Here is a 14,281-nt window from a genome sequence, read left to right as displayed (position 1 = left end):
CTCAGCAAGTCACCCTGTCTTTTCGAGGAACACCGCGGAACCGGCTTTGCCGGGCCGCAGGTGTTGCCCCCTGCAAGGGGGTTGGCGTAGCGACACGACGTGCGCGAAGACTGGGGGTTAGTCCACCTTTGCGCCGGAGTCTTTCACGACCTTCGCCCACTTCACATGCTCACTCGCAATGAGCTTCGTGAAGTCCGCCGGCGAATTGCCGCTCGGGATCGCGCCCTGGGCCAGCATCTTTTCCTTGATCGCCGGCGTGCCCAGCGACTTGGCCACTTCCTGCTGGATGCGGTTCACGATCTCCGGCGACGTGCCGGCCGGCGCCAGCAATCCGAACCATGAGCTCGCCTCGTAGCCCTTGAGCGCGGGGCCGCCGGCTTCTGCCACCGTCGGCACATCGGGCAGCGCGGGCGAGCGCTGGGCGCTGGTCACGGCCAGCGGCGTGAGCTTGCCGCCCTTGATCTGCGCCATCGACGAAGGCAGGTTGTCGAACATCAGGTCGGCGCTGCCGCCCACCAGGTCGAGCAGCGCCGGGCCCGAGCCCCGGTACGGGATGTGCGTCATGAAGGTGCCCGTCATGCTCTTGAACAGCTCGCCCGCCAGGTGGATCGACGTGCCGCTGCCGCTCGAGGCCATGTTGAGCTTGCCCGGGTTGGCCTTGGCGTACTTGAGGAAGTCCTGCACGTTGCGGATGTTCAGCGACTTGGCTTTCTCGGCGTTCATCTCCATCACGTTCGGCACCGCGGCCACCAGGGTGATCGGCACGAAGTCCTTGATCGGGTCGAAGGGCAGCTTGGGGTACAGCGCGCGGTTGATGCCGTGCGTGCCCACCGTGCCCATCAGCAGCGTGTAGCCGTCGTTGGCCGAGCGCGCGACGATCTCGGCACCCACGTTGCCGCCGGCACCCGCGCGGTTGTCCACGATGAACTGCTGGCCGAAGGCCTTCGAAAGCTCGGGCGCCACCGCGCGCGCCAGGATGTCGGTGGTGCCGCCGGCCGCGAAGGGCACGACGATGCGCACCGGCTTGGTCGGCCAGGTGGCCTGCGCGTGTGCGGTGCCGCCCAGCAGCGCAAGGGTGGCCGCCGCCGTGGCGACGAGCGCGAAGCGGCGGGTGGATGAAGTGACGGAAGAAGAGCGGGAGATGGAAGTCATGCGCGCCTTTGTACAGGGGGGCGCCGGAAGCGTCGCGAGTAAAAACCCCGGCCTCTTGGGGCCATCGCCGCTCAACCTACCTGCATCCGCTGCGCGAAGCGCGCCTCGCGAAAGCGCGCCAGCACGAAGTCGACGAACACCCGCGTCTTGGGCGGCAGCAGCTTCTTGCTCGGGTAGTAGATCCACACGGCGCCCGAATCCTGGTACCACCCGGGCAGCAGCCGCACCAGCGCGCCGCTGCGCAGGCCGCGCTCCACGAAAGGCATCGGCAGCATCGCCACGCCGAGCCCCAGCAGCGCCGCCTGCGCGATCGCCTCGGGGTCGTTGAAGATCGCGCGCGGGCGCGCCGGCAGGTCGACCATGGTTTCCTCGCCGCTCGCATGCCGCAGCGTCCACGGCCGCAGCCGGCCCGTGGGCGAGGAGCGGCGCAGCAGCACGTCGAAGCGCGCCAGCTCGGACGGGTGCGCGGGCAGCGCGCGCCCCGCCAGGTAGGCCGGCGCCGCCACCGCGACCACGTGGATGCGCGCCAGCTCGCGTGCCACCACGCCGGGCGACAGCGCAATGCCGCCGCCGATGGCCGCGTCGAAGCCCTCGCCGACCAGGTCGACCTGCTGGTTGTCGAAATGCCAGTCGGGCACGATGCCCGGGTAGCGCGCCAGGAAGTCGCCCATGAACGGCAGCACGTGCTCGCGCCCGAAGGCCTGGCCCATGCTCACCTTCAGCGTGCCCGAGGGCTGGCCGTCGTCCTGCGCGAGGCCGGCCACCGCGTCCTGCAGCGTGGCCAGCGCGCCGCCGACCTGCGCCAGGAAGCGCTCGCCGGCCTCGGTCAGCGTGAGCCGGCGCGTGCTGCGCTGGAACAGCCGCACGCCCAGCCGCGCCTCGAGCCGCGCCACGTTCTTGCTGACCGCCGCCGGCGTGAGCCCCAGGCGCCGCGCGGCCGCCGAGAAGCTGCCGCCCTCGGCGCTCTGCACGAAGGATTCGAGGTGATTGAGCGGTTCCATGCCGCCATTCTGGCGCGCATCTTCAACTTTGGGTTGAATCTGATCGGGCCGATTGATGGCTACCACAAAGGGAATGGAATTCCGACACTGAAGGCCTTCCTCCTCCAACTGATCGGAAAAATCATGGCTTCCACCTCTGTGTCCTCCTCCTCTTCCCCCGTCCTGGCCGGCAAGGTCGCCTTCGTCACCGGCGGCTCGCGCGGCATCGGCGCCGCCATCGTGCGCCGGCTGGCGCGCGACGGCGCGGCCGTGGCCTTCACCTACGTCAGCGCGCAGGCCGAGGCCGACAAGCTCGCCGGCGAGATCCAGGCCGCCGGCGGCCGCGCGCTGGCCATCCGCGCCGACGTCGGCGACGCCGCCGCGCTCACGGCCGCCATTGCCCAGGGCGCACGCGCCTTCGAGCGGCTCGACATCCTGGTGAACAACGCCGGCGTGTACCTCGGCGGCGAGCTCGACACCTTCTCGCTCGAAGACTTCGACCGCACCATCGACGTCAACGTGCGCGCCACCTTCGTGGCCGTCCAGGCCGCCGCGCGCCACATGGGCGACGGCACGGGCCGCATCGTCAACATCGGCAGCATCAACGCCGAGCGCGTGCTGGACGCGGGCGCCAGCGTCTACGCGATGAGCAAGGCCGCCATCGTCGGCCTCACGCGCGGCCTGGCGCGCGACCTGGGCGCGCGCGGCATCACCGTGAACAACGTGCAGCCCGGTCCCATCGACACCGCCATGAACCCCGCCACCGGTCCGCGCGCGGCCTCGATGCACGACGTGATGGTGCTGCCGCGCCACGGCCGCGCCGAAGAGATCGCCGGCATGGTCGCCTACCTCGTGGGCCCCGACGGCGGCTTCGTCACCGGCGCCAACCTGAGCGTGGACGGCGGCTACACGGTCTGACCGGCAGTGCCTGAGTCGGGCGCGCGCTCCACCGCGCGGATCAGCGTGTCGAGCGTATCGCTCAGGCGGGCCAGTTCGCGGGCGTCGACGCCCGCGAACAGCTCGGCCTCGCGCTGCCGTCCCAGCACGCCGACGGTGGCGTGCAGCGCCTTGCCGGCGGCCGTGAGGTACAGGCGGCTGCAGCGCTGGTCGGTCGGGTCGCTGCGGCGCTGCACGCGCTGGTGGCGCTTCAGGCCCGCCAGCGCGCGGCTCACGGCCATCTTGTCCAGGCCGGTGAGGTCGGCGACCTGCGTGGCGCTGAGCCCCGGCTGCGCGGCCAGCACGGCCATTGCGCGCCACTCGTTCAGCGTGAGCTGGTGCTCGCGCCCCACACGCTCATGGAACGGCCGCGCCGTGAGGTTGACGACCCGCACCAGCTTGAAGAAGAGCGGGTCCATGGCCGTTCGTGCTTTTGTGGTTCAGCCGGCCAGCTTCTTCGCCGCCGCCACGATCGCGTCCACGCCGACGCGCGACTGCGCCTCCAGCACCGGCGCGTAGCCGACCGGAATGCGCGGCGCGCCCAGCCGCGCGACGCGGCAGCCCGTGGCCTCGGCCGCGCTCGCGGCGATCTCGGCGCCGAAGCCCGCGGCCTGCACCGCCTCGTGCACCACCAGCAGCCGCCCCGTGCGCGCGCACGACGACAGCACCGTCTCGCGGTCCCAGGGCCAAAGCGTGCGCAGGTCAATCAGGTCGACTGCGATGCCCTCGGCCGCCAGCGCGTCGCATGCGGCGGCGCAAGGCTGCATCTGCTTGCTCCAGCTCACGAGCGTGAGCGCGTTGCCCTCGCGCACGCGCGCCGCCTGGCCCAGCGGCACGGCCAGTGTGTCGTCCACCTCGCCGCGCACGCCCCACAGCGTCTTGTGCTCGATGTAGACCACCGGGTCGCCGCACTGCAGCGCCGCGCGCAGCAGGCCGTGGTTGTCCTGCGGCGTCGACGGGCTCACCACCACCACGCCCGGCAGGTGCGCGAACCAGGCCTCGAGCGACTGCGAATGCTGCGCCGCCGACGCGTCCCAGATGCCGCCCGGCATGCGCGCCACCAGCGGCACGCGGCCCTGGCCGCCGAACATGAAGCGGTTCTTGGCGGCCTGGTTCACCAGCTCGTCCATGCCGCACAGCGCGAAGTCGACCACGCGCATCTCGACCACGGGGCGCAGCCCCGCGAGCGCCATGCCCACGCCGGCGCCCATGATCGCGGCCTCGCTGATCGGCGTGTCGATCACGCGCTCGGCGCCGTACTGCTGCTGCAGCCCCTTGTACTGGCCGAAGATGCCGCCGCGGCCCACGTCCTCGCCGAGCACGACCACGCGCGGATCGGCGTCCATTTCCTGCTGCAGCGCGCGCACGGCGGCTTCGGAATAGCTCCGCGTCGTCACAGCCATTGGCCTGCTCCCGTGGTCTGCACGTCGGTGAAGGCGGCGCTCGCCTCGGGCCAGGGCGCTGCGTCGGCCACGGCGAGGGCCGTGTCCACCTCGTCGCGCGCGGCGTTCTCGATGGCGTCCAGCGTCGCGGCGGCCACGCCGGTGTCCAGCAGGTGGCCGCGGGCGCGCGCGATCGGGTCGGTCTCCAGCGCGGCGGCCAGCTCGGCCGGGTCGCGGTAGGCCGCGAGGTCGACCGACACGTGGCCCTTCACGCGGTAGGTCAGCGCGTGCAGCAGGCGCGGCCCCGCGCCGCTGCGCACCTCGGCCACCAGCCGTGCGGCAGCGGCATGCACCGCGAACACATCGTTGCCGTCGACCTGCGTGGCCGCGATGTCCATCGACGCGGCGCGCGCCGAGGCGCCGTCGCCGGCCGTCATCGGGCCGCTCGCGGTCGTGGCGCTCCAGCGGTTGTCCTCGCAGACGAAGAGCACGGGCAGGTCGTACACGCGGGCCCAGTTCAGCGCTTCGAGGAACGGGCCGCGGTTGATCGCGCCGTCGCCGAAGAAGCAGACCGTGATGTCGTCGCTTTGCTTCAAGAGCTTCTGCGCATGCGCTGCGCCCACGGCGATCGGCAGCCCTGCCGCGACCACGCCGTTGGCGCCCAGCATGCCCACCGAGAAATCCGCGATGTGCATCGAGCCGCCCTTGCCGCCGTTGAAGCCCGTGGCCTTGCCGAACAGCTCGCACATCATCCGCGTGAGGTCCGCGCCCTTGGCCAGCGTGTGGCCGTGGCCGCGGTGCGTGGAGGTGAGGTAGTCGCTCGCGCGCAGGTGGGCGCACACGCCCGCCGGCACCGCTTCCTGCCCGGTCGACAGGTGCAGCGGCCCGCGCACCTTGGCGGCGCCGCCCGCCTGCTGGCCGTAGGCGCTGACCCCGCCTTGGCTGGCGGTTTCGGCGGCGTTCTCGAAGGCGCGGATGCGCACCATGACGCGGTACAGCGCCTCGCCGGCGCCTGGGGGGTTGCTCGGGTCCATCTTGTCTCCAACGCCCTTGGGATCGGCGCTTTGAGAAAAATCGTATCAACCGAGACGGGTTCGACCTACCGGGCTAACCCTTCGACCCCCCGCCCGGCCTCTTTTTCGGGCGCGGGCTTCCTGCTCTCTTCTCTATTTATTCTTCTTATTTAAGTTAGTAGTAGTAGATAAGGGTAAACCCGCCCTGTGGACAGGGCACTTTTTCCCTTGCCTGACAACAACTTGTCACACCCCGGACACTGTGTGCTCCTGTGCTTTCGCGGTGCTATCAAACCAGGAACAACTTGGGCGGGGTCGCTCCCGCTGTGGATAACAGGGGGCTTGTCCGGAAACTGTCCCCAGAGTTTTCCTGTGAGGAGGCCGGGCCTTGCCGCCCGGCCTCCGGGTCAGAGCGAAATGTCCGCGACGATGCGCGAGACCTGGCGTTCCACGAGGCTGTGTTCCGCGGCCAGCACGCGGATGGACTTGCCCGTGCTGTAGTCCGTGCGGATCTGTTCGTTGCGGATGGCGTCGAGGGCCCGTTGGGCCTTGGGCAGCACGAAGCGAAGCCCCGTGCCGTCGACGGCGTACTCGGCGCTGAGGGCGCGCAGGTTGTCGAAGCCGATCAGCGCGGCGAACGGATGGTCGGGGGCCGGGTTCGCCGGAATGTAGATCCGCAGGCCGCCGTAGCGCGCGACGAAGGACATGGTGGCCGACAACCCGATCAGGCGGGCGAACTCCCGCAACCGGGGCGGCAGCAGGTCGCGCGCCGGCGCGGCCCTGCGCGGCCACGGCGCGATCGTGTGCGTCGGAAACGGCATGGTGCTGACGAACTCGGGAGGGCTCATGGGGTGGGGCTCCGTTTCAGATGTCGGTGGGGCCGATCTGCACCTTGGCGGGCGGGCGCTCCCGCATCGCCGAGGGTTCGACCAGGCCCGCGGCTTCGAGCTGCGGCCGGCACGCGTCGCAGGCGATCTCGTGCAGGCTGGCGCCGGGCGCCAGCCTGGACACGGTGATCGGGGCGTCGCTGGTCAACGACTTCGTGAGCAATGCCTTCGAAGTCTGGGAGAAGCCGACGGGCCCGACGCTCGCCAGCGGCCTGATCTACGAGGAGCGCCAGGCGCGCATCACGGCGGATGCGGCCGAGGTGTCTGCACGGCAAGCGCTCGAAGCGGTCGTCAACACGAACAAGGCAGATGCCGCCGCAGCCGTGACGGCCGAGCAGAGTGCCCGCGTCACCGCGGACACGGCGAACGCCAATGCGATCACGGCGCTGTCGGCGACCGTCAACCACACGACGAACGGCCTGCCGAGCAAGGCCAGCAACACGGCCCTGACCGCATTGACGACGCGCGTCACGAATGCAGAGGGCCTGATCACCTCGCAGGGCGATGCGATCACCAGCATCAACAGTGGGCTGGAGCTGGGGCGTGCCGATTCGCAGGCCAGCCTGACGGCAGACGAGAGCCTGGCGAATGCGACGGCATGGCGCAGCCACTACGGCACCAACCTGTCGACGTTCTTCGTCACGACCACGACCGGCAAGGTCGCCACGACGGTGTGCCGTTCGCCCGTGGGCGGCGCGAACTTCTGGAACTACTCGAAGAGCAAGGTGGTGATCGATCCGGCGCGGACCTACCGCCTCACGGCATGGGTCCGGCGCGTGGATGCCAACGGCACGCACTACTGGACCTGGTGGCGCAACACGTTGGGCAACTACAGCAACAGTCCCATCGCGATCGGCAGCTTGCCCAACAACGTCTGGACCCGGATCTCGCTGGACCTGCTCGGCAGCGCCTTCGGCGACACCTCGGTCAGCCCCGGCTTCGCCATGAACCACACGGGTGGCACCACGGGCTACTCGGAGATCCAGGGGTTCCGCTTCGAGGATGTCACGGACAGCCTGCGGATCACCAAGGCGGAGACCACGAAGGCGGACGCCAGCGCGGTCAATGCACTGACCACGCGAGTCACCAGTGCCGAAGGCTCGATCACGGCCCAGGCCAACTCGATGACTTCGTTGACCGCTACGGTGAACGGTCACACCTCGTCGATCTCGACCAACGCCTCTGCTATCGCAACACTGGATGGCACCGTCAAGTCGCAATGGCGCCTGAACGTCAACGCGGACAAGAAGGTCGCGGGCATGATCCTCAACAACGACGGCACGAAATCCGAGCTGGTCGTGCTGGTCGACAAGTTCGCCATCGCGCAGGACGGTCCGGGCGGCGTGCCGACGTTCCCTTTCGTTGTCGGCAGCATCGGTGGCACACCTTCGGTCGGGATCAACGGCAACATGTTCGTCGACGGGTCGATCAAGGCTCGTTCGCTGGATGTGGAGCAGTTGACGGCTTCGATCTCGAAGCTGGGCTACATCACTTCCGGTCAGATCGCGATCAACGGGGACATCACGGGAACCGGTTGGGGCTACATCCGAAGCCGTGAAAAGTGGCGCGATGCCTCTTCGGGCTGGGTCCTGGCGCAGCACCCCAACGGTGACATGTTCGTCGACTTCAATCTCGGCGGCTGCGGGCTTGTGATGCATTCCATTCCCGCGAGTTCGTACGCAGGATTTCGTCTCTGGGGGCCTGGTTTCAATCTGGATCAGAGTGGACTGACGATCGGAAGGGCGGTGATCGACACGCTGAGCATCCGAGGTGGGGCCGTCACGCTGCCCAATGCGAAGCAAGCCGAAAACGGTGGCAGTGGAACCACGATGTGGTTCACCGTGCCAGACAACGAGGGCGAATGGGTGCAAACCTACATCACGGCGACAACCTTCGTGAACCCCTTTGGCTTCGGCGTCGGAACACTAACCATTCGTGTGGATGGCAACTCTGAATGGCTGGGCGTCGGCTTGGAGGGAACAACGATCACCGGTGCAATCGTCCGATATCTGAAGCCCGGCGGACACAGCATCGAAGTTGTAGGGACGTTCAATTGCACGGGAACTTCCGTATTTTCTTTGGGATGTAGGAGATAAAGAGATGCCTGTTTACACGGTCTACGACAACACATCGGGTCGCGTGCTTGCGAGCGGATCCGCGCCCACAAACGAGGATTGTTTGATGCAAGCCCGGGAGACGCACGAAAGCGTCTTGCTGGGGCAGACGGTGCCGCAGGGGCACTACCTTCATGTGGCCACGCTGAAGCCCATTCCGATGGGCGACAAGCCTAGCCAGCATCATGTGTTCGACTGGACGCAATACGGCTGGGTCGATCCTCGATCGACCGAAAAGCGGCGCCAGGATCTGCGCGCACTTGTGACGGCGCGTCGATGGGAAATCGAAACCGGCGGCATCACGTTGCAGAACGGCGTGCGCGTTCTCACGGGCAAGCCCGACCAGGACCGCATCACGGCGGTGATCGTCAACGCCGACATCGCAGGCATCGACGCCGTCGACTTCAAGGCCGACAGCGGATGGGCCCGCCTGACCCTCGACGAACTTCGCGGTGTGGCCCGTGCGATCGGCCTGCATGTCCAGGCGTGCTTCAGTGCCGAGCGCACGCACCACGCCGCCATCGACCAACTCCGGACAGAGGCCGAGACCGAGGCCTACGACATCTCCGCGGGATGGCCCCTCACCAACAACAGCATTGAAACGCAATGACCACCACGCTCACCGAAAAAACGTTTGCCGAATTGTTCACCTACGCGGGGGCGGCACAAGGCACTTTCACGAACGCCCAAGGATGGATTCAGCCGAAGCCTGCCGGCGCTGTGCCCCGCTACGACTACGACCCCCTCACGAAGGCGCCAAAGGGCCTGTTGATCGAAGGATCACGCACGAACGTGCTCTTGGGTTCATCTCGCTTCGAGACCTCCTCCTGGGCTAAATCGAACGTCGTGGTAACCCCGGGCGCTGCCATCGCACCGAACGGTCGTTGGGACGCCTGCAAGCTGACGTTGATCAATGGTGCTAATGCTGGCGCTGGGCACACCATTCAAACGACCGCAAAAGGCGAGGCAGCCGGCACCTACGCCTTTTCGTTCTACGCAAAGGCTGCCGGCTCGTCCAATGGATACCTCTACGCACGCGGCGCATCAACGGCCAACAGCATCACCATCGGATTCAATTTGGCCACGATGACGACCACGGGCTCCACTATTGGCGGGTTCGTCGAAGTGTCCCGGAAGATCATTGATATCGGCAACGGCTGGCGCAGGGTCGAGGGCGTCTTCACGACCGATGCGACTGCAGTGCTGGGGGCTGCCATTTACCCTGGATCGGCGGCAGGTACTGGGCCTGGCGACGGTGTCGTGGGCATCTACATATGGGGCGCGCAACTCGAAGTGGGTACGTTCCCCAGCACTTACATCCTCAATGTGGAGACGTTCAATAGTCGCGCCTCCATTGGCGGCTACTACGACGCCAACGGCGTCATGCGCTATGCCGCGGCAGGCGCGGCGCGCCACAGCTACGAGCCGTCGAACCTGACGCTGCCGCCTATGCTGATGACGGAAGAGCAGCGGACGAACGTCTTGGCCAAGAGCAGCGATCTGCACCTGTCGCCGTGGGTAGGCAGTGGGCTCACGCGTATCCCTGGAAAGCTCGCTCCGGACGGGACTTTGCGGGCGGTAGAGTTTTCGGGGGCATCGATCGGCCCGTTCACCCAGCAGGTGACCGCGACGGCGACCGTGATGACCTACTCTATCTACGTCAAGAATGTGTCGAGGACTGCTTCCATCGAGCTGCTCTTGCGGAACGACACCACTGCCACCAATGGGGTGTATGGCATCGTCTCCCTACACACGGCGACTCCGACTATCACCGGTGCTGGCTGGGAAATGCGTGACGTGGGGAACGGCTGGTTGCGGTGCGCCTACACGTCGGCGTTCCCGATTGCGGTCGGGGATTTGGTGAGGTTCTATACGGTGGTCACGGGAGCACGGGCTGATGCCGGAGCGTGTCTTGCCTGGGGCGCTCAGCTCGAAGCCGGCGCATTCGCAACCAGCTACATCCCGAACACCGAGACCTTCACCGGCCGCGCTTCCATCGGCACCTACTTCGACTCAACGGGGGCGATGAAGACTGCGGCGGCGGGCGTTGCACGGATGACCTACAACCCGGCCGACTTGACCATTGCGCCGTGGTTGTTGCTGGAAGGCGGGAGCACGAACCTGTTGCTGAACAGCCAGATCACGCTCGGCGTCGCGGAAGGGAGCACGCCGCCCACGGTAGCGGGAACGACTGTCGATGGCGAGGCGTGCGTCGCCGTGACGTTTACATCGGCCAGCGCCGTTGGCTATGCAGGCAGTCGCGTCCGAGGCGGCACAGGCATCTACGCAGCTATCACTTCTGGGACCGCCTATTCGATGAGTGCCTATCTGAAGCTGAGCAGACCGTTGACTGGGACCGAGGCAATCAACCTGTACTACACCGGCGCATCGGGAATGGGGGGCTTCTCCATCAGCGCAGCGAATTCAACCCAGTTCGTGGACCGGTTCTCTCGGACGATCACTCAAAACATTGCACCGTCTGCCACGGGGGCGATTTACCCTGTCGTTCACACCAGTGGAGCCCTTGCCAGCAACCTCACGGTGTGGATCTGCAAGGGCCAAATCGAAGAAGGCCCGGTGGCAACCAGCTACATCCCGACAACGTCGGCGACCGTCACCCGGGCTGCAGACGTGTCGACGTCGGCCGTCACAACCCGCCTGGGCGACTCCTTCACTTCAGTGGCCACGACACGCGCCGGCGACGGCGTTCGGGTCGACACCTCCAAGGGCTGGTGCAATGCGGCTGAGGGCACCATCTTCATGGAATTCGGACGACCGAGAGAAGGAGATGTGACGACAAGGAATCTTGTCGAGATCGGCACCGCAGTCGGGAATCGCCTGGGTATCGGGTTCACTGCATCGGCGCTCGCCTATGCGTACTCGGCTGTCAACGGCCCGTCCGGGCCGAACACGGTCTCCACCGGGCTCCTGGGTACACCTGTGGGAGGCCCGGTCAAGGTCGCCCTCAGCTATGGCGCCGATGGACTCCGGTTCGCGTGCAACGGCCAACTCCTCAAGGCCGCCATGCCGACGGTCCCGCCGTTCGCCAGCCTTGGCATTGGAAATCTGTCCTATAGCGGCGGCAATCAACCGTTTTTCCACGTTCGCGCGGTGCGCTATCAACCGCAGAAGCTGACGGATGCGGAAGTGGTGGCATTGACGACATAAGGAGGGGCTCTGGTAAGAAGGGCAGTGCGAAAAGAGCAATCACCACCAGGCCCTTCGGGGCCTTTTTCACGCCTGCTTGCGTACCCACGCCATCTTCACGCAGTCCTTCTTCGTACTGCCAACCTCCTTGGCATCCGCTCCCAAAGCGCGCGGAGCGCTTCCCACGCCTGCGTCTCGGGGAATTCCCGGGTGCCCGGAATCTCCCCCCAATGGGATAGTTAGTTCGCCACTCAAACTAACTACCCCGGTCCGCCAGCTCACGCTCGGCACACCGTTCTGAGGAGAGACACCGATGCAACTGACAACGAAACACACCCTGGCCGCCCTGGCTTTCGGTCTCACGGCCGTGGGCGCGATGGCGCAGACCGTGGTCGGCGTGAGCTGGTCCAACTTCCAGGAAGAACGCTGGAAGACCGACGAGGCCGCGATCAAGGCGCAACTCGAAAAACTCGGCGCCAAGTACATCAGCGCCGACGCGGGCGGCTCGCCCGAGAAGCAGCTGGGCGACATCGAGGGGCTGATGTCCAAGGGCGCGAAGGCGCTCATCGTGCTGGCGATGGACAAGGACGCGATCCTGCCCGCCGTCACCAAGGCCACGCGGCAGAAGGTGCCGGTGGTGGCGTACGACCGGCTGATCGAGGCGCCGGGCGTGTTCTACATCACCTTCGACAATGTCGAGGTCGGGCGCATGGAGGCGCGCGAGGTGCTCAAGGTCAAGCCCAAGGGCAACTACGTGATCATCAAGGGCTCGCCGAGCGACCCGAACGCCGACTTCCTGCGCGCCGGCCAGCAAGAGGTGCTGGACGCCGCGATCAAGAAGGGCGACATCAAGATCGTCGGCGACGAGTACACCGAAGGCTGGAAGCCCGAGGTCGCGCAGAAGAACATGGAGCAGATCCTCACCAAGAACGGCAACAAGGTCGACGCGGTGGTGGCGGCCAACGACGGCACGGCCGGCGGCGCGGTCGCTGCGCTCACGGCCAAGGGCCTGCGCGGCATTCCGGTGTCGGGCCAGGACGCCGACTTCGCCGCGCTGAACCGCGTGGCACTGGGCACGCAGACCGCGACCATCTGGAAGGACTCGCGCGAGCTCGGCCGCGAAGCCGCCACGGCGGCGGTCTCGCTGGCGGCCGGCAAGCCGGTCGACAAGGCTGCGCCCTGGGCCGGCGGCGCCAAGAAGCTCTCGCTGTCCTCGCGCTTGCTGACGCCGGTGCCGATCACGCGCGACAACCTCGACGTGATCGTCAAGGCCGGCTGGATCAAGAAGGACGAACTCTGCAAGGGCGTCTCGGGCGCGAACGCGCCCGCGGCCTGCAAGTAACGCTGCAACCACCGGCGCGTTTGGCTTCTCGCTGAACGCGCCCTCCATCTCTTCGCAACATGGCTTCCGGCCGACCCGCAAGGGCCTGCCGGTGGGCGGTTGCGCACCTGTAGTCCGTCCCGAGGGGGTCTGAAAAATGAGCGATCCAACACCCGGCTGGTGGCGCCGCACCGGCATCGACCTGCGCCTGCTCCTGATGTGCGTGCTGCTGGCCGTGATGGCGGTGGCGTTCAGCATCATGTCGGGCGGCGTGTTCCTCTCGCCGGAGAACCTCTACAACGTCGCGCAGCAGACGGCGGTGGTCGGCATCGTCTCCACGGTGATGGTGCTGATCATCGTGGCGCGCCACATCGACCTGTCGGTGGGCTCGGTGATGGGCTTCGTCGGCGTGCTCATCGCCTACCTGCAGTACACCTCGGGCTGGTCGTGGCCCACGGCCTGCCTCGCGGGGCTCGCGGTGGCGCTCTTGGTGTCGATCTACCAGGGCTGGCTCACGGCGGTGCTGGGCGTGCCCTCGTTCGTGGTCACGCTGGGCGGGTTGATGTCGTTTCGCGGCGCGGCCTTCCTGGTGGCCGACGGCAAGACGCAGCCGGTGAACGACGAGTTCTTCCAGCGCCTGGGCGGCGGCTACGACGGCGGCATCGGCGTCACGGCCAGCTGGGTGCTCGCGGGGCTGGTGGCGCTGGTGCTGTTCGGGCGCATGGTGCAAAAGCGCCGCGCGCGCCAGCGCTACGACATGCCGACCGAGGCGCTGTGGCTCGACGTGCTGCTCACGGCCGTGCCGGTGGCGGTGGTGGTCGGCTTCGCCTGGGTGATGAACAGCTACCAGATCTCGTCCAAGAGCGAGCCGCAGGGCATTCCGATCCCGGTGCTGATCTGGGCGGCGGTGGCGATCGTGCTGTCGTTCATCGTGCATCGCACGCGCTTCGGCCGCTATGTGTTCGCGATGGGCGGCAACCCCGACGCGGCGGCGCTGGTGGGCATTCCGGTGCAGCGCGTCACGCTGATGCTGTTCGCGCTGCTGGCGGTGCTGGTGACGGTGGCCGCCATCGTGTCGATCGCGCGGCTCAACGCGGGCACCAACTCTCTGGGCACGGGCATGGAGCTGTACGTGATCGCGGCGGCCGTCATCGGCGGCACGGCGCTGGCGGGCGGCAGCGGCTCGATCTTCGGCTCGGTGCTGGGCGCGCTGATCATGCAGTCGCTGGACAGCGGCATGCTGCTGCTCGACGTGCCCATCGGCAAGCGCATGGTGATCATCGGCCAGGTGCTGATCGTCGCGGTGGTGTTCGACGTGCTGTACCGCCGCAAGTTCGGGGAGAACTGAC

At 67.2% G+C, this 14,281-nt stretch carries 13 protein-coding genes; 6 read left to right on the top strand and 7 right to left on the bottom strand.

The features are described from left to right. Window positions 1-117 precede the first annotated feature (117 nt). Entirely contained in the window at window positions 118-1,152 is a 1,035-nt protein-coding gene (locus AC07O4_RS07735) for a Bug family tripartite tricarboxylate transporter substrate binding protein (protein WP_307582020.1), read from the bottom strand. A gap of 71 nt (window positions 1,153-1,223) precedes the next feature. Beyond that, window positions 1,224-2,153 (bottom strand): LysR family transcriptional regulator, encoded by a 930-nt coding sequence (locus tag AC07O4_RS07730; protein WP_070062982.1) that lies wholly within the window; start codon window positions 2,151-2,153, stop codon window positions 1,224-1,226. Between the two features lie 123 nt (window positions 2,154-2,276). Between AC07O4_RS07730 and AC07O4_RS07725 the strand changes: the two genes are divergently transcribed. After that, window positions 2,277-3,050, top strand: coding sequence for an SDR family oxidoreductase (locus AC07O4_RS07725; RefSeq protein WP_495304208.1), 774 nt, complete (start codon window positions 2,277-2,279; stop codon window positions 3,048-3,050). Here the strand turns inward: AC07O4_RS07725 and AC07O4_RS07720 are convergent. The 5 genes from AC07O4_RS07720 to AC07O4_RS07700 all read right to left on the bottom strand — a co-directional run bounded on the left by AC07O4_RS07720 (window position 3,038) and on the right by AC07O4_RS07700 (window position 6,498). Beyond that, window positions 3,038-3,487 (bottom strand): MarR family winged helix-turn-helix transcriptional regulator, encoded by a 450-nt coding sequence (locus tag AC07O4_RS07720; RefSeq protein WP_495304207.1) that lies wholly within the window; start codon window positions 3,485-3,487, stop codon window positions 3,038-3,040. The two genes, AC07O4_RS07725 and AC07O4_RS07720, sit on opposite strands and share 13 nt — an antisense overlap. A 21-nt stretch (window positions 3,488-3,508) precedes the next feature. Then, on the bottom strand, window positions 3,509-4,471 hold the full coding sequence (locus AC07O4_RS07715) for an alpha-ketoacid dehydrogenase subunit beta (RefSeq protein ID WP_495304205.1): 963 nt from the start codon (window positions 4,469-4,471) through the stop codon (window positions 3,509-3,511). After that, window positions 4,462-5,484 (bottom strand): thiamine pyrophosphate-dependent dehydrogenase E1 component subunit alpha, encoded by a 1,023-nt coding sequence (locus AC07O4_RS07710; RefSeq protein WP_495304204.1) that lies wholly within the window; start codon window positions 5,482-5,484, stop codon window positions 4,462-4,464. Before AC07O4_RS07710 ends, AC07O4_RS07715 begins: the two co-directional genes overlap by 10 nt. Window positions 5,485-5,870: 386 nt before the next feature. Continuing rightward, entirely contained in the window at window positions 5,871-6,311 is a 441-nt protein-coding gene (locus AC07O4_RS07705; protein WP_495304202.1) for a Mor transcription activator family protein, read from the bottom strand. A gap of 16 nt (window positions 6,312-6,327) precedes the next feature. Further along, window positions 6,328-6,498, bottom strand: a complete 171-nt coding sequence (locus AC07O4_RS07700) for a hypothetical protein (RefSeq protein ID WP_495304201.1) — start codon at window positions 6,496-6,498, stop codon at window positions 6,328-6,330. Window positions 6,499-6,505: 7 nt separating this feature from the next. On the opposite strand from AC07O4_RS07700, the gene AC07O4_RS07695 reads away from it, so the two are divergent. From AC07O4_RS07695 to AC07O4_RS07675, 5 genes are all read left to right on the top strand, one after another. Then, entirely contained in the window at window positions 6,506-8,446 is a 1,941-nt protein-coding gene (locus AC07O4_RS07695; protein ID WP_495304200.1) for a phage tail tip fiber protein, read from the top strand. Between the two features lie 4 nt (window positions 8,447-8,450). Beyond that, window positions 8,451-9,074, top strand: coding sequence for a DUF4376 domain-containing protein (locus AC07O4_RS07690; RefSeq protein ID WP_492741830.1), 624 nt, complete (start codon window positions 8,451-8,453; stop codon window positions 9,072-9,074). Beyond that, on the top strand, window positions 9,071-11,632 hold the full coding sequence (locus AC07O4_RS07685) for a phage head spike fiber domain-containing protein (protein ID WP_492741829.1): 2,562 nt from the start codon (window positions 9,071-9,073) through the stop codon (window positions 11,630-11,632). The genes AC07O4_RS07690 and AC07O4_RS07685 overlap by 4 nt, the downstream gene beginning before the upstream one ends. 298 nt (window positions 11,633-11,930) lie before the next feature. Continuing rightward, a complete protein-coding gene (gene xylF / locus AC07O4_RS07680; protein ID WP_409574661.1) occupies window positions 11,931-12,953 on the top strand; it encodes a D-xylose ABC transporter substrate-binding protein in 1,023 nt (340 codons plus the stop codon). Between the two features lie 136 nt (window positions 12,954-13,089). Beyond that, window positions 13,090-14,280 carry a sugar ABC transporter permease gene (locus AC07O4_RS07675; RefSeq protein WP_095747146.1) on the top strand — a complete coding sequence of 397 codons (1,191 nt, stop codon included), beginning with the start codon at window positions 13,090-13,092 and terminating at the stop codon, window positions 14,278-14,280. Window position 14,281: the final 1 nt, after the last annotated feature.

The organism is Variovorax sp. GW821-FHT09D04 (genome assembly GCF_059416405.1).
The sequence above is the reverse complement of the archived record's forward strand: the minus strand, read 5'-3'. Positions and strand labels throughout refer to the sequence as shown.